The following is a 21994-nucleotide window of genomic DNA, read 5'->3' as shown; positions in this document are numbered from 1 at the left end:
GCGGTGTGATTTTGCAAAAAATTTGCAAAATTTCACCGCTTACCGTTTTAGATATGAATGTATAAAAAATGTAGGGGCAAAAAATCTTTCGCCCCGAAGAAAAAATAGAAGAAGGATCGAAAATGTCTCAACCAAAAGCGATAAACTTACAAGATTTACCTCAAGCTAAATTAAAAGATCTGTTAGAGTTCCCGTGTCATTTCACGTTCAAAGTGGTGGGCGCAAACCGAGAAGATTTAGTTGATGATGTAGTGGTGGTCACCCAAAAATATGCCAAAGGCGACTACAACCCACGTCAGCAAAAAAGCTCAAAAGGTACTTATAACTCCGTTTCGATTGATATTGTGGCGGAAAATATTGAGCAAGTAGAAACCCTTTACACTGAATTGGCTAAAATTGCCGGTGTGAGAATGGTATTATAATGCGAGGGGCGAATCACATTCGCCCTCAATTTTTCAATAAAGCAATGTTGGAAAATAGAAAATGAAATTAATAATTCGCCAACTAGGCATTCAGCCCTATGAAGAGATTTGGCACCAAATGCAATCTTTCACAGATAGCCGTGATGAGAACACCGATGATGAGATCTGGCTGGTTCAGCACCCGTCTGTATTCACTCAAGGATCGGCAGGCAAACCGGAGCATTTGTTAAACCCAACTAATATTCCGGTAGTGCAAAGCGACCGTGGCGGGCAAATTACTTACCACGGCGAAGGGCAGCAAATTATGTATGTGCTGATTGATATCAAACGGCTGAAATCCTTGGGGAAAGAAGTGTCGGTTCGGGATTTAGTCACCGCCCTTGAGCAAACGGTGGTACAAACCTTGGCAGAATATGGCATAGAAAGTTACCCAAAAGCCGATGCCCCGGGGGTTTATGTGAATGAGAAAAAAATCTGTTCGCTTGGATTACGCATTCGCAAAGGTTGCTCTTTCCACGGTTTGGCATTAAATATCAATATGGATCTAACGCCTTTTCGCAACATCAATCCGTGCGGTTATGCCGGGCTTGAAATGTGCCAATTAAGCGAGCTGATTCATCGCCCTGATTTGCGTTGCGAAGAGGTTGCTCCAAAATTAGTGGCTCATTTCAGCACAATTTTAGGCTATAATAACCAACAAATTATTAACAATTAGGATAAAATACAGTAATGGCTACATCGACAGCTCAAACGACGGCAACTGCTACAGTGAAAAAAATGAGCCCTTTTAAAATGGAAAAAGGGGTGAAATATCGTGATGCCGCCAAAACCTCTGTGATTCAGGTGCGTAATATCGACCCGGATCAAGAACTCTTAAAAAAACCGGAGTGGATGAAAATCAAACTGCCGGCAAACTCAGCGAAAATTGACAGCATTAAAAACGGTATGCGTCGCCACGGGTTGCACTCGGTGTGCGAGGAAGCCTCTTGCCCGAATTTACACGAATGTTTTAATCACGGCACCGCAACCTTTATGATTATGGGTGCAATTTGTACCCGTCGTTGCCCGTTCTGTGATGTGGCACACGGCAAACCGCTTCCGCTTGACCCTGACGAACCTCGCAAAGTGGCAGAAACGGTGCAAGATATGAAACTCAAATATGTGGTGATTACCTCAGTGGATCGTGATGATTTACCTGACCGTGGAGCTGCTCATTTCTCGGCAACAGTGCGTGAAATCAAAGCCTTAAATCCGCATTGCAAAGTGGAAATTCTTGTGCCGGATTTCCGTGGACGTGTGGAGCAAGCGGTGGCAATTCTCAAAGAAAATCCACCTGATGTCTTTAACCACAACTTAGAAAATGTGCCACGTCTCTATCGTGAAGTTCGCCCGGGGGCGGATTACAAATGGTCGTTGGAATTATTGAAAATCTTCAAGCAAGAGTTCCCGAATATTCCGACCAAATCCGGCTTAATGGTAGGCTTAGGCGAAACCAACGAAGAAATCTTGGAAGTAATGAAAGATTTACGCGACCACGGTGTAACAATGCTCACTATCGGGCAATATTTACAACCGAGTCGCCATCACCTAAAAGTGGAACGCTATGTACCACCGGCAGAGTTTGATATGTTCCGTGAGGAAGCCGAAAAAATGGGCTTTGAACACGCAGCCTGCGGACCATTTGTCCGTTCTTCTTACCACGCAGACTTACAAGCAAAAGGCGAATTAGTGAAATAAAAAATAGGGCGAATATTATTCGCCCTTTGTTTTACTATTTGCAAAGTTTTAGCAAAATTAAACCGCTTGTTATTTCTTTGAATTTACCCTTCCGGCTTTTATAGATTAATGTATAAATTCGTTGTTGCGAATTATTTTCATTGACTATTTGTTATAGAAAGTTACAATTCAACTTTCCATTTCTTTTTGGAGTTCCAATGAAAAAATTACTATTAAACAGCGTATTTGCTGCCACATTGCTTGCTTTTGGTACAACTGCCAATGCCGAAATTAAAACCATCACTGATGTATTAGGGCGTGAGGTCAAAGTTGATGTGCCTGCTAAACGTGTTGCACTGACTTTCTATTACCCTGACTATATTGCGGTAACCGGTGTTGAAAATTTCGATAAGGTAGTAGGGATTTCACGAGAGTTTTGGGAAAAGTTCAACCCAGGCAGTTGGGCATTATTTGCAGAAAAAATGCCAAATCTAAAAAACATTGCCGATCTTGGCTATGTGAATAGTGGTACTTTTTCAACAGAAAAAACTATTGCATTAAAACCTGATGTGTTAGTGCTACCTGAAATTCAATATCAAGCGTTAGCCAGTGAGATTCCACGCATTGAGCAAGCTGGCATTCCTGTTGTAGTAGTAGATTTCAACAAGCAAACTGTTGAAAACCATACAAAAAGCGTGAGAGTTTTCGGTCAGCTTACAGGCACTGAAGAGAGAGCGGAGAAAATTGCCAAAGAGTATGAAGAGGGCATTGCTGATATTCAGAGCCGTATTGATAATGCAAAAGTAAGTAAGCCGAAAATCTATGTTGAATTTGGTAATAAAGGCCCGAAAGAGCATAGTTTTACCTTTGGTAAAAATATGTGGGGAGCGATTGCCGAAACGGTGCGAGGCGATAACATTAGTGCCCCGTTTGTAGAAAACTGGGGGCAGATTAACCCTGAGCAGGTGTTAGTTTCTAAACCTGATGTGATTATGATTTCAGGTACGGAACTAGGCAACGACACTAACCCTGAGATTATGTCGATGGGGATTAATATTGAAGAAGCCGATGCTCAAAAACGTTTGAAAGGCTTTATGGAGCGTACAGGTTGGAAAGATTTACCTGCGGTAAAATCAGGGCGTGTTTATGGTTTATATCATACAGCGTCTCGCTCGATTTCAGATTTAGCGAGCGCTCAATTTATGGCGAAAGCGCTTTATCCTGAATTGTTTAAAGATATCGATCCTGAAAAAACGTATTTGGATTTTCACAACAACTACTTACCAATTACGCCAAAAGGCACATTCTTTATTCAACTGAAATAACAACAAGCGGTCATTTTGCAGATTTATTTTGCAAAATGACCGCTTGTATTTACTTTTACTATTTGCGGTTCAAACAGCAATCAATATTTAAACATTTGCGAAGCGGGCGGATAATCGGCGAGCCGTTTCCATCATATAAAATCTCAATATTGACATTATAGAGTCTCCGAATAATATCGCATTCCAACACATCACAAGCTCTGCCTTGTGCTTGAATTTTCCCCTCGCTTAATAGCATCACACTATCCGAAAATTGAGCCGCAAGGCTTAAATCGTGCAGCACCATAATTGTAATTAGGTTATTCGCTCGAGTGTAGGCATTCACATATTCAAGTAAGTTGATTTGATGATACATATCCAACGCACTGACAGGCTCATCTAGCAGCAGAATGTGTGGTTTACGTAGCAATACTTGTGCGAACATTACCATTTGCCGTTGCCCGCCACTTAGTCGCATAATATCTTGATGAGCTAGATGTGAAATACCGAGTTTATCCATAATATCAACGGCTTCATTGAGTAATTCATCGCTAATATACATATTCAGGCTATCAAGTTGCCCTAATAAAATAACCTCTAAGGCACTGAGTGAGGCCTCTACCTGTGTGTCTTGTGGCATATAGCCAATTTCTTTACGCCAACTATGCAAGTGGCTTGAGGTTAATTTATTACCGTCAAAATCAATTGTGCCTTGATGAGCAATTTCCCCAAATAGAGTTTTAAGGAGAGAAGATTTACCCGCACCATTTGGGCCAAGTAAAGTATAGATCTTGCCTTGTTCAAAATGTAGATTGATTTTATCAGCCACCACTAAGTTTCCACGCTTAATAGTTACATCGTTTAAGTTGAGCATAGAAAATCCTTATCGTTTCGCCAACACAATCCAGAAAAAGAACGGCACACCGACTAATGCCGTAATAATACCGACCGGAAATAATGCGCCCGGCACAAGGCTTTTTGATAGCACGGATGACATCGATAAAAATGCCGCACCCACTAACATTGAACCGGGCAGGAAAAAGCGTTGGTCTTCGCCTAGCAACATTCGGGCAATATGCGGGGCAACTAAGCCAATAAAGCCGATAATGCCTACAAAGCTAATGCAGGTGGCCGTCATTACAGACACAATCAGCAATGTTTTCATTCGTAACCAAGTTAAGTTAATACCTAAGCTCAATGCTCGAGCTTCGCCCAAACGCAAGGCAGTTAATTTCCACGCATCTTTGAGTAATAATAAAATACAGACTGTAGTTACGCCAAAGGCAATTGAGATAGTCTGCCAAGTAGCTTTAGTTAAATTACCGAATAGCCAAAACAGAATTTGTTGGGATACTTCAGGTGCAGAAATAAATTGCACCAATGACAGTAAAGACTGAAATAAAAACAATAAGGCAATTCCTACCAGTACTAATATTGCCGAGCTAAAACGCCCTAAAGAGGAAAAGGCAAATAAAATAGCGGAAGAGAATAGTGTCATCACAAAAGCCCCGATAGGTACAGCAATCTCGGTGGGTAAACTAAAACCGCCAAAGGCAATAACAATCGAAGCACCAAAACCAGCTGCAGCTGCTAAACCCAGTGTATAAGGGCTTGCCATTGGATTATTAAGCAAAGTTTGAATTTCCGCTCCTCCGACACCAAGAGCCGCTCCAACCACCAATGCCATTATTGCCATTGGTAAGCGTAGCTCATAGACAATCACTTTGGTGGTTTCTTCAGTTTCGCCTAATTGGAATAAGGCTTTCCAAACTTCATTAAACGGAAGCAGGGAAGGGCCTGTCATAATATCGAAAATGAGGCTGAGTAAACAAATGAGTAAGAAAAAGAGTAATAAAAAACTGCGTTTCTTTTCGATAGTTCGCTGCTTTTTAGCTATTTGTTGGGGAGAGAGCGTTGTTTGCATAAAAATGTAATGTTTGAGAATTATTATCAGACAGGATAAGAGAAAAGATCGATAAATTCAAGAATATCAGAGATACAGACTAAAGTATTCAACCAAGTCCTCTAGTAGCCTTGTCTTTTACCGTAAAAAATTCCTGAATAGCTGCTTCTTCTAAAAGAGTATAATTTTGCCGAATTTCGGTTACGGCATTTCTTAAAATCTCGCCTTTCTTAACTCTTGATGACATTCCCAAGAATACCTTTTCTAAGAAATCTAAATCCGCATAACTACTTAATGCATTACGGGATTCAAGCCAATTAAACATAGGAATAAAGTTTTCAGGAAAAATTGCTCGATATTGATTTATCTGTTGAAAGATATCTCTTTGTATAGTATTCAAATCTTTGCTAAATAAGGCTTGAAAATTTTTAGCTAAGAAATGATCAATCATAATATCCGACACAATACCTTTATAGCGCCCAAATGTGCCTTGGAGTAATTGGGTTGTCAGGCTGTCCGGTCTGTCTGAAATCTTATCGATCAAGCGGTGTAAAACCACACCGCCTTTTAAGCTCTCCGCTAAATTGAGATGTTGAACTAAACCTTTATAGAAATCGCCGGCAAAGTTGCCATATAGGGTTTGTTGCTTGGTTTGGGTGTCAATTTCAAGTGAAATCAGCGAATGGGCAAGAAAATTCATTTATGCTCCAAGTGCTGTTTGGTGATACTCAAACCCAAACTCGTTGGTTTCGCCTTTCGGTACAAACTCAAACAAATGCGTAATGCAGTTTGGAGCATCGCTGTCTTGGTGTGATACAAACAATAGTTGCGTTTGGCTGTTGGTCACTAATTGTTCGATAAACTGTTTGACTAATTTGCGGTTAATGCCGTCTAAGCCTTGTAGTGGTTCGTCTAAAATCAGAATCGGTGGGTGTTTAACCATTGCTCGAGTAATCAAAAGTAAGCGTTGTTGCCCCCACGAGAGCGAGCGAAACGGCTTTTTGGCAACATTGCTTAAATTGAGGCGTTCCAACCATTCCATTGCTTTTAATTGCAAGGCATTCGGCACTTGTTGATACACGCCGATGCTGTCAAAAAAGCCGGAAAGAATGACCTCCATCGCGGAGCAATTTACCCGATAATCCATATGCAACTGGCTGCTGACATAGCCAATATTTTTCTTAATATCCCAAATAGTTTCGCCGCTTCCTCGTTGTTTGCCAAATAGTCGGACTTTGTTGGCATAAGATTGGGGGTGATCGCCGGTGATAATCGAAAGTAAGGTCGATTTTCCTGCTCCATTCGGGCCTTTAATCCACCAATGTTGTTTTGGCTCAACCGTCCAACTGAGGTTGTCTAAAATTTTCTTTTCGCCGTATTGGATAGTCACCTTTTCCAGCTCAAACGGATTGATATTTTCCGGCAGGCTGAGTAGCGGAGCGGCACTTTCAGGCAAAGGGACGTTCACATTCTGTTCTGCAAATTTTAGCTGAGAATAGACCGCTTGCTGTTCAATTTCTGCTCGCTTTCCTTGTAAAATCAGCGATAAATTATCTAATAAGGCAATATGGCTAGCTGCGTCAGGAATATCGTTAAAACGATTTACAATCAGCACTAACGCCATTTTGCTTTGTAGTTCGGCAATCAGTTGTTGCCAATATTGCACCGACTGCTGATCAAGCCCTTCAAACGGCTCATCTAAAATGAGTAAATCCGGCTCGCTCACTAACATTTGGCAAAATAGCACTTTGCGACTTTCACCGGTGGAAAGGTGCATAAATGGGCGTTCAAGCAGATGTTGAATATGCAATTTGTGGGCATAGTTCTCACATAACGCCACTTTTTGACTACCGTTTAAAATCACTTGTCGGGCGGTTAAGCCGAAATCATCGGGTGAGACGCTGTCATTGTTGCGATCTTTGAAAATCTGCTCCAGCATTTTTTGTTGTTGCTCAAAAGAAAGCAGTTGGATATGTTGGAACGAATTGTCATATTCGCCGGAATAGAGCGAGATATTTCCTTGTAAAGCCAGTGAAAAAGCTGTTTTCCCCGAACCGTTTCCGCCTACGACCACCCAAAAGTCATTGGGTTGGATCTGTAAGGCATCAATCGTGAGTTTATGTTGTTTAACCAGTGAAAATCGGGCATTGGTTATTGTGAGTAAAGGTTGTGTTTGCATATCTTTCCCGTTTTAACTTAGTTGTGTACCGCTGACGAACCAATCCGCTCGACCGTTTAAGAAATCTTGCACCGACATTGGTTTTTTGCCTGCCGGTTGAAGCTGGGTAATATTCAGCACGCCCTGTTGAGTGGCGATTTGAATCCCGGTTTTATCCACATTGAGTACCGTGCCAGCTGCTTTTTCTTGATGAGGTAACACCGTGGCTTGGTGAATTTTGATACTTTGCTCAACGCCATCAACGGTTAAGGTTAGAAAACTAAACGGCCAAGGGTTAAAGGCTCGGATATTGCGTTCCAGTTGAACAGCGGGGAGTTGCCAATCCAATTTTGCCTCTTCTTTTGATAATTTTTCGGCATAGTTAGATTGGCTCTCGTCTTGTTTTTCGGCTTTGAATGCGTGGCTTTCTAAACCGTTTAACACTTCAAGCAATGCCGGAGGGGCAAGTTCTGCCAGTTTGGCATACAGTGAGGCGGAGGTTTCATTCGGCTCAATCGGGGTCGTGACTTTATGTAACATATCGCCGGTGTCTAAGCCAACGTCCATTTGCATAATGGTTACACCGGTTTCACTATCGCCCGCCCAAATCGAACGCTGAATCGGAGCTGCACCACGCCAGCGGGGCAGTAGCGAACCGTGTACGTTTAGGCAGCCATATTTAGGGGCATTCAATACCGCTTCAGGTAGAATTAAGCCGTAAGCCACCACCACCATCACATCGGCATTTAAGGCTTTCAGTTCAGCTTGAGCCTCTTCCTTACGCAGAGATTTAGGTTGAAAAACCAGAATGTTGTGAGCCTCAGCAAGTTGTTTCACCGGGCTGGCTTGCAGTTTTTTCCCTCGCCCAGCAGGTTTATCCGGCTGGGTATAAACTGCAATCACGTTATGTTCGGAATTTAATAAGGCTTGTAAATGTTGAGCGGCAAAATCAGGCGTGCCGGCAAAAATAATATTGAGTTTTGACATATTTTTTTATTCGTTCAAGTTATCAATGAAAGACTTATTAAACCATTAAACAGCACAAATAAAAAGTGGCTTGAATATGGTATCATTGCCACATTCAAGATAAGAGAATTAAACAATGGAATTTTTTATCCCCAAAGCGGATACAATTTTTGAAGAAGAGATTAAAAAAAGCCGATTCATCACCTACCTTCGCCACACTGAAGGTATGGAGCAAGCCAAGGCATTTTGGCAGGAGTTGAAAATTCAGCACCCGCACGCACGCCATTGGTGTTGGGCAACGGTAGCAGGCTTGCCGAATGACTCGCAACAATACGGCTTTTCTGATGATGGAGAACCGTCCGGCACAGCAGGTAAGCCAATGCTCAATTATTTGCTTGGTTCAGGCTTGGGGGAAATTACGGCGGTGGTAGTTCGCTACTATGGCGGTATCCAGCTTGGCACCGGCGGCTTGGTGAAAGCCTATGGCAATGGTGTTCAGCAGGCGTTATTGCAGTTGGAACGGGTTCGCAAAGTTTTGCGAAAAAATTACCGCTTGCAGTGTGAATATGAGCAGTTTAATACCATTTCTCATCTCATTAGCGAGAAAGATATTGTGATTGTCGAGCAACTTTTTAGCGATAAAGTGGATTTGTTGCTGGCATTTAACCCGAGCGAGGTTGAGGCCTTTGCAGATGAATTAACTCAACGCTTTTCGGGCAAGCTCGCATTAATAAAAGAAGAAATCTAGTCTATGCAATTTTTTTCGATTATCCGAATTGTTGGCATTTTGGTGATGTGTTTTTCATTCACAATGCTTGTGCCGGCAACGGTTGCCCTAATTTATGGCGATGGCGGTGGGCGGGCATTTTTAGAAGCCTTCGCCTTGAATTTTATGGTCGGTACGCTGCTTTGGTGGCTGTGCCGTGACAACAAAAATGAGCTACGTTCCCGCGAGGGCTTTTTAATTGTAGTGCTGTTTTGGGTGGTGTTGGGTTTGCTCGGGGCTGTGCCTTTTATTATTTTGGAAAACCCCGATTTAAATGTGGCGGAATCCATTTTTGAGTCCTTTTCCGGCTTAACCACCACGGGGGCAACTGTTATCACCGGCCTAGACAGTCTGCCTAAAGCGATTTTATTCTATCGCCAATTTCTGCAATGGTTGGGGGGAATGGGGATCATCGTATTAGCGGTTGCGATTATTCCGCTGTTAGGCATTGGTGGAATGCAGCTTTACCGTGCGGAAATGCCCGGCCCGCTCAAAGAGCAGAAAATGCGACCTCGCATTGCGGAAACGGCAAAAGCGTTGTGGTTGATTTATCTCAGCCTGACGATTCTGTGTGCAGTGGCATTTTGGCTTGCCGGAATGACGGTATTTGATGCTATTTCGCATAGCTTTTCCACGGTTTCGATTGGCGGATTCTCTACCCACGATGCTAGCATCGGTTATTTTAATAATGCGGCAATTAGTTATATTACCGTGTTTTTCCTGCTACTTTCTGCCTGCAACTTTGCATTGCATTTTGCGGTGATCGACCGGTTGCGTGATATTCAGACCCGCAAAAAAGGTGGTATTTTAAGCCGCTTGTATTGGGGCGATTACGAATTTCGCTTTTTCTTGATGGTACAGTTAGGGCTTTTCTTAGTCTGTACCTTGGTATTAGTGGGCTACGGTTATTTCGATAACACCTCTGTCACCATTGAGCAAGCATTGTTTCAATCGGTGTCCATTTCCACTACTGCCGGTTTTACTACTAATGATTTTAGCCATTGGAGTTCGTTTTTACCCACGCTGTTGGTATTGTCTTCCTTTATCGGTGGTTGTGCCGGCTCAACCGGTGGCGGCTTGAAAGTGATTCGGGTGTTGTTACTTTATTTACAAAGTAAACGTGAAATCCACCGCTACATTCACCCCAATGTGATTCAACCGATTAAATTAGGCAACCACGTTTTATCGGAACGGGTAGTTGATGGTATTTGGGCGTTTTTCTCGGCGTACTTTTTCGTGTTTGTGATCTGCTGGCTTGCCTCAATCGCCTGTGGAATGGAAACCTTTGATGCCCTAAATGCGGTGATTGCCACCCTGAATAATCTAGGCCCGGCGTTAGGTAGCGTGAGCAGCAATTTCACCCAAGTGCCGGACAGTGCCAAATTGGTGCTGACTTTTGCGATGGTATGTGGACGTTTGGAAGTGTTCACCTTGTTGGTGATTTTAAGCCCTGTTTTTTGGAAAGATTAAATGAAAACCTTAATTCTCTATTTTACGACTGATGGTCAAACTAAAAAAATTGCCGAACGATTGGCGAGCGTGATTACCCACGAAGTCGAACTGATTTCGCTGAAAGATCAAGCGGTCGATTTTGCCGGAAAAATTGCAAATGCAGACCAAATTGTCATCGGAGCTTCAATTCGCTATGGGCATTTTAACCCGTTGGTTTATCAGTTTGTGGAACAGCATTATTTGGCGTTAAATGCAAAGAAAACCGCCTTTTACGGCGTGAATTTAACCGCTCGCAAAGACAATCGCAACACGCCTGAAACCAATACTTATGTGCGAAAATTTTTAGCCAAAGTGAAATGGAAGCCAACTCTGGTTGAGGTGATTGCCGGAGCATTGTTCTACCCACGCTATAAGCCATTCGACCGAGTGATGATTCGCTTTATTATGAAAATCACCAAAGGCGAAACCGATACCTCTAAAGAATATGAGTACACCGATTGGCAACAGGTAGAGAATTTTGGCAAATTATTAGCCAATCAGTTATAATCAAACTGATCTAAATCAAAAAAATGTAAATTTATTTAAATGTTGTATAAATTTTAAAGATTTTGATTATAATCGCCAGCCCACGTTCTTGCGAAGACCGTGTTTAATCATTGAATGAAAGGAAAGCCCCCTATGAGTATTTTAAAAGAGTTCCGTGAATTTGCGGTAAAAGGTAATGTTGTTGATATGGCTGTCGGTGTGATTATCGGCGGTGCATTCGGTAAAATTGTTTCTTCATTAGTTAGCGATGTTGTAATGCCACCTATCGGTTGGTTAATCGGTGGCGTGGATTTCAAAGATTTAGCCATTGAAATCGCCCCGGCAAAAGAAGGTGCGGAAGCAGTGATGTTAAAATACGGTGCATTTATCCAAAACGTATTTGATTTCTTAATTATCGCACTTGCGGTATTCGGTATGGTGAAAGTGATTAACTCACTGAAAAAAGCTCCAGTTGTAGAAGAAGCTCCTGCAGAGCCAACAGCGGAAGAGAAATTATTAACTGAAATCCGTGATTTATTGAAAAAATAATTAACTGATTTTGAAATAAGGGCTATTTTAGAATATCTAGAATAGCCCTTTGTGTTATGGTTAAAAAGAAAAAAACCGACATAAAGTCGGTTTTTTTCATATCTGTTCGATATTACGCTAATTTTTTGATTTGCGCTGCTAATTTAGATTTGTGGTTAGCCGCTTTGTTAGCGTGGATTAAGTTTTTAGACGCCATACGGTCTACAACTTTTTGCATTTCAACGAAAGCCGTTTGAGCTGCTGCTTTATCGCCTGCTGCTACTGCTGCATATACTTTTTTGATGAATGTACGCATCATTGAGCGTTGGCTTGCGTTGTGTTGGCGGCGTTTTTCAGATTGAACCGCACGTTTTTTTGCTGACTTGATATTAGCCAAGGTCAAACTCCTAAAATATCTGTGTAAAAATTAGATATAAACAAAATCGTTGTTTATATTGCCTATCGATAGTTTTTAATTCATTTTCAACGAGACACGTGCTTGAAAATAACACCGTTTTTCTGATAGAAAACGATAGGGCGAGATTTTAACAGTTTTTTTCTGATTTTCCTATAACAAACTGCTAAAATTATGATCGATTTTTAGGATCAGCCTACAAGCGGTCTGATTTTCCAATAATTTTACCAATATTACTCTTTATTATGAGCAAAAAACTTTTAAGATCAGGCATGATCGTAAGCGGAATGACATTAATTTCCCGCATACTCGGGTTAATCCGCGATATTGTGGTGGCGACTATTTTAGGCACGGGCGTGAGTGCCGATATTTTCCTGTTTGCGAACCGAATTCCCAATTTTCTTCGCCGTTTGTTTGCCGAAGGGGCATTTTCTAAAGCCTTTGTGCCGGTGTTGGCGGAATATAATGCGGATAACGATCCAAACAAAACGAGAGAATTTATTGCCAAAGTATCGGGTACATTAGGAGGTTTGGTAACTGTTGTTACCCTTGTGGCAATGATTGCCTCGCCTGTGGTTGCCGCTCTTTTTGGTACAGGTTGGTTTTTAGATTGGCTTTACGACGGGCCAAATGCCGAAAAATTCACCCAAGCCTCTTTTTTGCTCAAAATCACTTTCCCTTATTTGTGGTTTATTACCTTTGTGGCGTTATCCGGTGCGGTGTTAAATACCATCGGTAAGTTTGGGGTGATGGCATTTTCCCCGGTGTTGCTGAATGTGGCGATTATTGCGGTAGCGTTATGGGGCAGAGATTATTTCGATTCCCCGGATATTGCCTTAGCGTGGGGGGTATTTTTAGGCGGCTTGTTGCAATTTTTATTCCAAATTCCATTTATGAAAAAAGAGGGCTTACTGGTTAAGCCAAAATGGGCGTGGAAAGACGAAGGTGTCACTAAAGTCCGTAAATTAATGATTCCGGCATTATTTGGCGTTTCCGTTACCCAGTTAAATTTACTGCTAAACCAAGTGATTGCCTCGTTTTTGATTACCGGCTCGATTAGCTGGATGTATTATGCCGACCGTTTAATTGAATTTCCGCTCGGTTTATTTGGGATTGCGATTTCAACTGTGGTATTACCTAGCCTTTCCCGTATTGCGAAAAACAAAGAACTCACCGAAATCCAACGTGGAGAACACTTTCAAAACACAATGGATTGGGGGGTGAGAATGGTGCTGTTGCTCGGCATTCCGGCAATGATCGGTATGGCAGTGCTGGCTCAGCCGATTATTATGACAATGTTTATGCGGAGTAAATTTGGTTTTGAAGATGTGCTGGCAACCTCTTATCCACTTTGGGTAATGTGCTTGGGGTTAAACAGCTATATGTTGATTAGCGTGCTGGCAAACGGTTTTTATGCCAACCAAAACACCAAAACACCGGTAAAAGTCGGAATTATTGCCGCCTTAAGTAATATCTGCTTTGGCTTGGCGTTTGCTCCGTTTTTGGGATACATTGGTTTAGCGTTAGCCTCTGCGTGTTCGGCATTAGTGAATGTGAGCTTGCTGTATGTGAACCTTTCAAAGAATGGTTACTATAAAGTAAGCCGTAAAACCGTGCTTTTTGTGTTGAAACTATTCATCGCCGCTTGTGTAATGGGGGCGTTGGTTGCCTATTTCACGCCTGAGATTGAACTTTGGGCATTAATGACAATGTGGCAGAAAATGTATTGGCTGATTTGGCTGATGATCTTAGCCGGCGGTAGTTATTTTGCCTCTATTTTGGTGTTAGGCATTCGTAAAAAAGATTTCCGCTCGGCATAAAATGAAATCATTAAAACTGAAAATCCCGCCGCCGGCTTGGTTCTTGCTTTGTGCCGCTTTAATGTGGCTAGTAGCTCAATATGTGCCGGCGAGCTTGCCGAATTATCAGCATACAGCCATATTTTTTAGCGGTTTAGTTGTGGCGATAATTGGCGGAGCGGTTGCCGTCTCGGCACTTTGGGTCATACACCAAGCTCAAACGACACACAGCCCTTTTCGTCCGCAACAGACCGCTAAATTGGTCACTTGGGGCATTTACCGCAAAAGTCGCAATCCAATGTATCTTTCGTTACTGTTAGGTTTGATTGCTTGGGCATTATGGTTGGGTTCTATGTTGGCGTGGCTGGTTTTACCGCTGTTTGTATGGTTGATAACCTATTTTCAAATCAAGCCGGAAGAGCAAATTTTAGCCCAAAAATTCGGCACGCATTATGCTGAGTATTGCACCCAAGTAAGGCGTTGGCTTTAAATGCAAGCGGTGAGATTTTGTTGGAAATTTGCAAATTTTTCCGAAAATCTCACCGCTTGTGGGGTTAGTGATTGAAATCAGCAGTCATTAAGTCGTGCGAGTTGTCCATCGCTAAATTGATAAAGCGTTCATACTGTTGCAGCACGTCGGCAATCAACTCTTCTTTGGTCATATATTGCACATCATAACCTTTCCGCCCGTCTAAAAAATAAGTAATCGGCTCGTAAATGGTATTTTGCTCAATGTTCGGTAGGTTGTCGTCACCTACCACCAAATCCGATAATTCCCGTGGCACACTTTCAATGCCGTAAATGAAATTGCGTAAATTTTCTTTCACCACTTCAAACTCTAATTTCGGGTTTTGTTCGTTGGTGAAATTCATTTTAGCGATTAAGCCATAGCTTTCAAATTCCTCGATAAGTTCTAAAAATGCCGGTCTGGCAACTTTAATAAAGAAGTGACGGACATCTTGCTTATTGCTTGGGTTGATGATTTTCTCCAAGCGTTGTTTCCAATCTTTACCAGCCCAATGTTGGCTACCTTGCGAGAATTTTTTGTTGAAGTATTGGTTATCTACCATTAATCCTTTCCATAAGCCGATACAGAGAATCAGCATAATGAAGGTAAATGGTAAGGCGATAATCAGTGTCATTGTTTGCAGAGAAGCCAAGCCACCCGAATAGAGTAGCGATAGCGCTAAGATGGCTAATAATGCCCCCCAAAGTACACTTTGCCATTTAGGTGCATTTTCTTCGCCTTGTGAAGCAATGCTGTTGAGAACAAAAATCCCTGAGTCGGCAGAGGTGATAAAGAAAATACTGATAACAATGACAGCAACGAAAGAGGCAATAGAGCCAAACGGTAATTGCTCAAAAAAGGTAAATAACAGTTGTTCGGTATTGCCGCTGACTTCAGCTAAAGCACCGGCAGTTTGTTGATCGAACCAAATGGCAGAGCTGCCGAAGCTGGTCATCCATAAAATGTTAAACAGCGATGGAACAAATAACACCCCTAAAATAAATTCACGAATGGTTCTGCCTTTCGAGATCTTGGCAATAAACAGTCCAACAAATGGCGCCCAAGACGCCCACCATGCCCAATAAAGCACCGTCCAGCCGCTTAGCCAGCCTTGATGTTCTGGTTCATAAGCGAAGGTACGGAAACTCATCTCAAGCAGCGAGCTAAAATAATAGCCTAAATTTTCGGTGAAGCTTGAGAAAAGTAATAGAGTTGGGCCAGTGATTATCACAAAAATAAGTAGCAATCCGGCTAATGTGAGATTGATTTCACTTAAGATTTTAACCCCTTTGCCTACGCCCGAAACGGCAGATAACACGGCAAGAGCCATTGCTACTGTTACGATAACCGCAAGAACAGTAAAATTACTTTGTTCTATTAAACCTAGATTGTTAAAGCCGGCACTGACCTGCATCACCCCAAAGCCAAGCGTAGTAGTTAGACCAAAAATTGTGCTACAAAGGGCAATAATATCAATTAAATGCCCCCAGAAGCCTGAAATACGATGTTTTAGTAAGGGATAAAATCCGGAACGAATAGTTAGTGCTAACTTATATCTGAAGCCAAAATAAGCAAGAGCTAAGGCAATCACACCATAAATTGCCCAAGCGTGAATACCCCAATGATAGAACGTTGTCATCATCGCTTCTTTCATACGCTCCGGCTCAGTTAAATTTTGTTGGACGGGTTTAAGGTAATGCAAAATAGGTTCTGCTACCCCAAAATACATTAACCCGATCCCCATTCCGGCGGCGAATAACATCGCAATCCAAGAGCCAAAACCAAATTCAGGCTCATCGGTATCTGCCCCTAATTTAATATCACCCAATCGGCTGAAAGAGAGAAAAATTAGAAACAGGAAAAAGATTGAGCCTGCAAAAATATAGAACCAGCTAAAATGTTGGAAGAGACTATTTTTGATGGTATCAAGTGAGGTTTGTGCTTGCTGTGGAAAGATGATACAGAAAACGGCAACAAAGCTGACAAAGAGTAAACTCGGTAGGAAAATCGGTGCTCTAAAGGTACTTCCTGTGTTTAATTTTTTGATTAAATCCAATGCTATTTCCTCTATTTTTGAATGGTTAGAGGCTTGAATATAGCAAAAAGATATAAAAATAACAAATTTAAGACGTATTGGTAATAATATTGCAACCTAATGGGTTTGGTAAAAAAATCGGGAAATTTGACCGCTCTTGCACATTCATTATTTGCGAGTAGAATATTTTTCATTTATAAAAAACGAATAAAGAATGCACACACAACATAACGCTCAAAAAATGGTTTTGCCCATTTTACTGCTGATTTCCCTTTCTCATTTGTTGAATGATTTAGTTCAAGCAGTAATGGTTTCGATCTATCCAATGCTAAAAGAAAATTACCAACTGAGTTTTGCTCAAATTGGTATGATTTCACTCATTTATCAAATTACCGCATCTATTATTCAGCCGGGTATTGGGCTTTATACCGATAAATACCCAAAACCGAATTTATTGCCCATCAGTATGCTGATTACGCTTCTTTCCGTGATTTTACTTGCCTTTTCGCCGAATTTTGGCGTGTTACTGATAGCCGCTGCGTTAATGGGGATAGGCTCTGCCATTTTTCACCCTGAAGCCTCTCGGGTGGCTCGAATGGCATCGGGCGGTAAATTTGGTACAGCTCAGTCGCTTTTCCAAGTGGGCGGAAACAGTGGATCGGCGTTAGGTCCGCTCTTGGTTGCTTTATTTATTGTGCCGTTAGGGCAAAGTGCGGTGATTTGGGTTGTTGCATTTGTATTATTGGCATTATGGGTTTTATATAAAGTAAGCCGTTGGGTGAAATATGAAGCCAAACCGCTCATTGTTTCACCAAACCATATTCAACAACGCTTACACGGTAAATTATTAGCCAGAGCATTATTAATTATCGCTTTATTGATGTTAGCGAAATTTATTTATATTGCGAGCCTCAGTAACTATTTCACCTTTTATTTAATGGAAAAATTTCAACTCAATATGGCAACGGCACAGCTATCTCTATTTACCTTTTTAGGTGCAGTTGCTTTAGGCACTTTTGTCGGCGGGCCGATTGGCGATAAGATTGGACGAAATGCGGTGATTTGGTTCTCTTTCTTAGGTATGGCACCTTTTGCTTTGTTGTTGCCTCACGCAGATCTCTTTTGGACGATTGTGTGTGCGATTTTTGCCGGTTTTATTATGTCATCAGCGTTCTCCGCTATGGTGGTTTATGCTCAAGAAGCCGTACCAGGCAGAGTAGGGCTGATTTCCGGCACAATGTTCGGTTTAATGTTTGGTATTGGCGGCTTAAGTGCCGCCGTATTGGGTTTTTTTGCGGATGAATATGGCTTGGAGAGTATTTTTAAAGCCTGTGCCTATTTGCCACTGCTTGGTTTTGCTGCATTAGGGCTACCAAAACGAAATATTTAACGTTTTATTTTTAGCGTTTGACACCAGCTTTTTTCATACCCAATAAGAAAACCCCCACACCGATCCAAACCAAAATGTAGCCGATAGCACGTTCGATGGAGAGTGTCTCATTAAAAATCAGCACACCGCATAAAAATTGCAGAGTAGGCGAAATATATTGCAGCATACCGAGTAGCGACATTGAAATGCGTCTTGCGCCCATTGCAAACCACAGGAGTGGCAAGGTGGTGGCAATGCCGGAACAGAGTAGTACCGTCATTTGTAAAGGGTTGAGTTCACTGAATACTAAGCTGTTTTGGTGGTAACAAAAACATAGATAGACGATGGCAAAAGGCGACATCAGCAAAGTTTCTAACGCCAAACCAGACAAAGGTTCCATTGGGGCAAGTTTACGAATCAGCCCGTAAATACAGAAACTGGCGGCTAGAATCAATGCGACCCACGGAATTTGTCCGGCAGGAATGGCAAGCCATAAAATGCCGCTAATTGCAAACAGCAGAGCCAATAATTGGGCTTTATTCAGCTGCTCTTTTAGAATAAGCCTACCGACAAACACGTTAAAAATGGGGTTGATAAAATAACCTAGACTGGCATCTAAAATATGCTCATTGACGATTGCCCATAAGTAAACCAGCCAGTTCACGCCAATCATAAAAGAAGAAAGCACGAACAGCCCCAGTACTTTTGGCTGTTTAAAGGCATTAATAACCGCTCGGCCTTGTTGGAAAATCAGCAGCAGAAACACAGCAAATAGGGCAGACCAAAGCACCCGTTGAGCCAAAATTTGCTCGGCAGGCATTCCTGATTGGTTGATCGGATACCAATAAATCGGAAAGGTTCCCCAAGTTAAGTAGCACAGTAGGGCATAGTGCCAACCCTGTAATTTGCCTGAAATATTCATTTTGCTTTCCTAAACGAGTGTACAAGCGGTCATATTTGTCGATTTTTTTGCAAATTGCAAATCACAAAACGGCATAAAAAATTAGGCTTTTTCAATGCCGAAAGAAATAACCTCTTCAATTTTTTCCGCATCCATTGCCAGCATTAACAGCCTATCAACCCCAAGGGCGACACCTGAACAGTTTGGAAAACCGGCTTTGAGGGCAGCAAGAAAACGTACATCTAGCTGCTGTGGCTCCAGCCCCATTTTTTCACGTTGCAGATTATCTTGCTCGAAGCGATGAATTTGCTCATCGGCATCGTCTAATTCGTGGAAGCCGTTACAGAGTTCCAGGCCTTTGTAGTAAAACTCAAAACGTTCGGCAACACGGTGATCTTCCGAGCTGATTTGGGCTAATGCCGCTTGGGTGGAAGGGAAATGATAAACTGCCGTTGGTCTTTCTTGCCCGATATTGGCTTCGACAACCTCGCTGAATAAAAATTGTAACAAGGTGTCACGCTGTTCATCATCGTCACATTGCAAGCCGTGTTTTCGGGCTTTTTCCACAAGTTGTGCTTTGGTGGCAGAAAGCGGATCTAATCCGACATAGGTTTGGAACACAAATTGATAGCTGAATGATTCTGCCGGCTCGCAGTCCAAAATTTGTTGCAGTAAATCATCCACTTCATTGATTAAGCGATACATATCAAAATGCGGGCGATACCACTCCAGCATCGTAAATTCAGGGTTGTGTCGCTTACCGGCTTCCTCGTTGCGAAATACTTTACACAGTTGGAAAATCGGTCCACTGCCTGCCGCAAGTAGTCGCTTCATATGATATTCCGGGCTGGTCATCAGATGGAGTGTTTTCGCCTCGGGGGAAAAAGGCGATTGAAACTGTGTATTGAAAGTCGAAAGGTGAACGTCGGTCACCGAAAATTCGCTTAAAATCGGGGTTTCTACTTCTAAAATGCCACGATCGGTAAAAAATTTGCGGATTTCCGTAATGATTTTTGAACGTTGGATCAGGTGAGGAATAGTGGCTGTTGGATGCCAATCAATATTATCGAGTTGTAAATTATTCATAAAAAATGACCGCTTGAAAATGTGTAGCTATTTTAGCCTAAAAAAATGAGTTGCCCTAGTTACCGATCAAGAAAAATAAAGAGGGGGTTTTAACTTTTTTGCAACAAATTAAATTTTCTCATTTTAAACATTAGAAATTTTCTTTCTATCACTGTCCAATTAAGAGCCATTCTCAATACCTTTATGAAGCTTTATTACCTTTTTTGAGGTAGATCACAAAATTACATTTTTTATGTTACAAATTTGTAAAAATAGGTTATCTCATTGCTCAAATAGTGGCACAATATGATTACTTTTTAATGAATTAAGTTATTTAACTTTCGGAGTGCATTATGCAAAGTGTTAATTTTGATGTCGCGATTATAGGTGCCGGTGGTGGTGGCTTGCGTGCTGCTATTGCGGCGGCTGAAGCAAATCCAAATCTAAAAATTGCTTTAATTTCAAAAGTTTACCCAATGCGTAGCCATACGGTTGCAGCAGAAGGTGGTTCTGCAGCGGTAATTAAAGATACCGACTCTTTTGACAATCACTTTAATGATACCGTCGGTGGTGGTGACTGGTTATGTGAGCAAGATATAGTGGAGTATTTTGTAGAGCATTCGCCGATTGAAATGACACAATTAGAACGCTGGGGTTGCCCTTGGAGTCGTCGTGAAGACGGTGAAGTGAATGTTCGCCGTTTTGGGGGAATGAAAATCGAGCGTACTTGGTTTGCGGCGGATAAAACTGGTTTCCACATTTTGCATACTTTGTTCCAAACTTCGATTAAATACCCAAATATTGTGCGTTTTGATGAGCATTTTGTGCTGGATATTCTCACCGACAACGGCGAAGCTCGCGGTTGTGTGGCAATGAATATGATGGAAGGCACATTGGTGCAAATTAATGCCAATGCGGTTGTGATTGCAACTGGTGGTGGCTGCCGTACTTATCGCTTTAACACTAATGGTGGTATTGTAACCGGTGACGGTTTATCAATGGCGTATCGTCACGGCGTGGCTTTGCGTGATATGGAGTTTGTACAATATCACCCAACCGGTTTGCCAAATACCGGTATTTTGATGACAGAAGGTTGTCGTGGTGAAGGTGGTATTTTAGTTAATAAAGATGGCTATCGTTACCTACAAGATTATGGTTTAGGACCGGAAACACCAATCGGCAAACCGGAAAATAAATATATGGAATTAGGCCCTCGTGATAAGGTTTCACAAGCATTCTGGCAAGAATGGCGTAAAGGCAACACCTTAAAAACAGCAAAAGGTGTTGATGTGGTTCACTTAGATTTACGCCATTTAGGTGAAAAATATTTACTTGAGCGTTTACCGTTTATTTGTGAATTAGCGAAAGCCTATGAAGGGGTCGATCCTGCTAAAGCGCCGATTCCTGTTCGCCCGGTGGTTCACTACACGATGGGTGGTATTGAAGTGGATATGAATGCGGAAACCTCAATTAAAGGCTTATTCGCAGTAGGTGAATGTGCTTCATCAGGCTTGCACGGTGCGAACCGTTTGGGTTCTAACTCATTAGCAGAGCTTGTGGTGTTCGGTAAAGTTGCCGGTGAAAATGCGGCTCGCCGTGCGTTAGAAGTGACTGCTCGCAACCAGCCACAAATTGATGCACAAGCAAAAGATGTGGTGGCTCGCTTGCACGCATTAGCGAACCAAGAGGGTAATGAATCTTGGTCGGATATCCGTAACCAAATGGGTGATGCGATGGAAGAAGGCTGTGGTATTTACCGTACACAAGAAAGTATGGAAGCCACTGTAAACAAAATCCAAGAGCTAAAAGAGCGTTATAAAAAAATTAGCGTAAAAGATAAATCCAGCGTGTTTAACACCGATTTACTCTACAAAATTGAATTAGGCTTTATTTTAGATGTGGCTCAATCCATTGCTTGCTCTGCGGTAGAGCGTAAAGAATCTCGTGGGGCTCACCAGCGTTTAGACTATGTTGAGCGTGATGATGTAAACTACTTAAAACACACACAAGCTTACTATAATGCAGACGGTACACCGACGATTAAATACAGCGATGTGAAAATCACCAAATCACAACCGGCTAAACGTGTGTATGGTGCAGAGGCTGAAGCCCAAGAAAAAGCCAAAAAAGCAGCAGAAGCTCAAGCACAACAATAGAGAAGG

21 protein-coding genes are annotated in these 21994 nt (G+C 42.0%); 12 read left to right on the top strand and 9 right to left on the bottom strand.

Annotated elements, in window-relative coordinates:
• The first annotated feature begins 122 nt into the window (after positions 1 to 122).
• The 4 genes from ybeD (at position 123) to EL242_RS02390 (ending at position 3463) form a co-directional block, all read left to right on the top strand.
• Positions 123 to 422 carry a DUF493 family protein YbeD gene (ybeD, locus tag EL242_RS02405; protein WP_126301347.1) on the top strand — a complete coding sequence of 100 codons (300 nt, stop codon included), beginning with the start codon at positions 123 to 125 and terminating at the stop codon, positions 420 to 422.
• A gap of 61 nt (positions 423 to 483) precedes the next feature.
• On the top strand, positions 484 to 1137 hold the full coding sequence (gene lipB / locus EL242_RS02400; RefSeq protein ID WP_126301346.1) for a lipoyl(octanoyl) transferase LipB: 654 nt from the start codon (positions 484 to 486) through the stop codon (positions 1135 to 1137).
• 14 nt (positions 1138 to 1151) lie between these two features.
• Complete coding sequence (lipA, locus tag EL242_RS02395; RefSeq protein ID WP_172595339.1) at positions 1152 to 2159, top strand: lipoyl synthase; 1008 nt, start codon at positions 1152 to 1154, stop codon at positions 2157 to 2159.
• Between the two features lie 197 nt (positions 2160 to 2356).
• Positions 2357 to 3463 carry an ABC transporter substrate-binding protein gene (locus tag EL242_RS02390; protein WP_126301345.1) on the top strand — a complete coding sequence of 369 codons (1107 nt, stop codon included), beginning with the start codon at positions 2357 to 2359 and terminating at the stop codon, positions 3461 to 3463.
• A gap of 58 nt (positions 3464 to 3521) precedes the next feature.
• On the opposite strand, the gene EL242_RS02385 is transcribed toward EL242_RS02390, so the two are convergent.
• The 5 genes from EL242_RS02385 to fmt form a co-directional block, all read right to left on the bottom strand.
• A complete protein-coding gene (locus EL242_RS02385) occupies positions 3522 to 4316 on the bottom strand; it encodes an ABC transporter ATP-binding protein (protein ID WP_044427988.1) in 795 nt (264 codons plus the stop codon).
• A gap of 9 nt (positions 4317 to 4325) precedes the next feature.
• Positions 4326 to 5366, bottom strand: a complete 1041-nt coding sequence (locus EL242_RS02380; RefSeq protein WP_126301344.1) for a FecCD family ABC transporter permease — start codon at positions 5364 to 5366, stop codon at positions 4326 to 4328.
• Between the two features lie 88 nt (positions 5367 to 5454).
• A complete protein-coding gene (locus tag EL242_RS02375; protein ID WP_126301343.1) occupies positions 5455 to 6045 on the bottom strand; it encodes an ACP phosphodiesterase in 591 nt (196 codons plus the stop codon).
• Entirely contained in the window at positions 6046 to 7524 is a 1479-nt protein-coding gene (modF, locus tag EL242_RS02370) for a molybdate ABC transporter ATP-binding protein ModF (protein WP_126301342.1), read from the bottom strand. It abuts the gene before it with no gap.
• A 12-nt stretch (positions 7525 to 7536) separates the two neighbouring features.
• The gene (fmt, locus tag EL242_RS02365; protein WP_126301341.1) at positions 7537 to 8490 is read right to left on the bottom strand and encodes a methionyl-tRNA formyltransferase; all 954 of its coding nucleotides are present in this window, start codon (positions 8488 to 8490) and stop codon (positions 7537 to 7539) included.
• A gap of 115 nt (positions 8491 to 8605) precedes the next feature.
• On the opposite strand from fmt, the gene EL242_RS02360 reads away from it, so the two are divergent.
• The 4 genes from EL242_RS02360 (at position 8606) to mscL (ending at position 11761) form a co-directional block, all read left to right on the top strand.
• Positions 8606 to 9217, top strand: a complete 612-nt coding sequence (locus EL242_RS02360; RefSeq protein WP_126301340.1) for a YigZ family protein — start codon at positions 8606 to 8608, stop codon at positions 9215 to 9217.
• A 3-nt stretch (positions 9218 to 9220) separates the two neighbouring features.
• Complete coding sequence (locus EL242_RS02355) at positions 9221 to 10705, top strand: TrkH family potassium uptake protein (RefSeq protein ID WP_126301339.1); 1485 nt, start codon at positions 9221 to 9223, stop codon at positions 10703 to 10705.
• Complete coding sequence (hemG, locus tag EL242_RS02350; protein WP_126301338.1) at positions 10706 to 11233, top strand: menaquinone-dependent protoporphyrinogen IX dehydrogenase; 528 nt, start codon at positions 10706 to 10708, stop codon at positions 11231 to 11233.
• A gap of 132 nt (positions 11234 to 11365) precedes the next feature.
• A complete protein-coding gene (gene mscL / locus EL242_RS02345; RefSeq protein WP_006251148.1) occupies positions 11366 to 11761 on the top strand; it encodes a large-conductance mechanosensitive channel protein MscL in 396 nt (131 codons plus the stop codon).
• A 112-nt stretch (positions 11762 to 11873) separates the two neighbouring features.
• Here mscL and rpsT read toward each other — a convergent pair whose 3' ends face one another.
• Positions 11874 to 12137, bottom strand: coding sequence for a 30S ribosomal protein S20 (gene rpsT / locus EL242_RS02340; protein WP_006253359.1), 264 nt, complete (start codon positions 12135 to 12137; stop codon positions 11874 to 11876).
• Between the two features lie 263 nt (positions 12138 to 12400).
• On the opposite strand from rpsT, the gene murJ reads away from it, so the two are divergent.
• Together murJ and EL242_RS02330 are read left to right on the top strand one after the other, a co-directional pair.
• Complete coding sequence (gene murJ, locus EL242_RS02335; protein WP_126301337.1) at positions 12401 to 13975, top strand: murein biosynthesis integral membrane protein MurJ; 1575 nt, start codon at positions 12401 to 12403, stop codon at positions 13973 to 13975.
• 1 nt (position 13976) lies between these two features.
• Positions 13977 to 14444 (top strand): methyltransferase family protein, encoded by a 468-nt coding sequence (locus EL242_RS02330; RefSeq protein WP_126301336.1) that lies wholly within the window; start codon positions 13977 to 13979, stop codon positions 14442 to 14444.
• 64 nt (positions 14445 to 14508) lie between these two features.
• Here EL242_RS02330 and EL242_RS02325 read toward each other — a convergent pair whose 3' ends face one another.
• Positions 14509 to 16518 (bottom strand): BCCT family transporter, encoded by a 2010-nt coding sequence (locus tag EL242_RS02325; RefSeq protein WP_126301335.1) that lies wholly within the window; start codon positions 16516 to 16518, stop codon positions 14509 to 14511.
• 193 nt (positions 16519 to 16711) lie between these two features.
• Between EL242_RS02325 and EL242_RS02320 the strand changes: the two genes are divergently transcribed.
• Positions 16712 to 17887, top strand: coding sequence for an MFS transporter (locus EL242_RS02320; protein WP_126301334.1), 1176 nt, complete (start codon positions 16712 to 16714; stop codon positions 17885 to 17887).
• A 10-nt stretch (positions 17888 to 17897) separates the two neighbouring features.
• Here the strand turns inward: EL242_RS02320 and rarD are convergent, their stop codons facing one another.
• Both rarD and epmA read right to left on the bottom strand, forming a co-directional pair.
• Positions 17898 to 18788, bottom strand: a complete 891-nt coding sequence (gene rarD, locus EL242_RS02315) for an EamA family transporter RarD (RefSeq protein ID WP_126301333.1) — start codon at positions 18786 to 18788, stop codon at positions 17898 to 17900.
• 81 nt (positions 18789 to 18869) lie between these two features.
• Complete coding sequence (gene epmA, locus EL242_RS02310; protein ID WP_126301332.1) at positions 18870 to 19853, bottom strand: elongation factor P--(R)-beta-lysine ligase; 984 nt, start codon at positions 19851 to 19853, stop codon at positions 18870 to 18872.
• Positions 19854 to 20185: 332 nt separating this feature from the next.
• Between epmA and frdA the strand changes: the two genes are divergently transcribed.
• Positions 20186 to 21988, top strand: coding sequence for a fumarate reductase (quinol) flavoprotein subunit (gene frdA, locus EL242_RS02305; RefSeq protein ID WP_126301331.1), 1803 nt, complete (start codon positions 20186 to 20188; stop codon positions 21986 to 21988).
• Positions 21989 to 21994: the final 6 nt, after the last annotated feature.

Source organism: Mannheimia haemolytica (genome assembly GCA_900638155.1).
Classification (GTDB): Bacteria; Pseudomonadota; Gammaproteobacteria; order Enterobacterales; family Pasteurellaceae; genus Mannheimia; species Mannheimia glucosida.
This window is presented reverse-complemented; position numbering and strand designations above follow the sequence as displayed.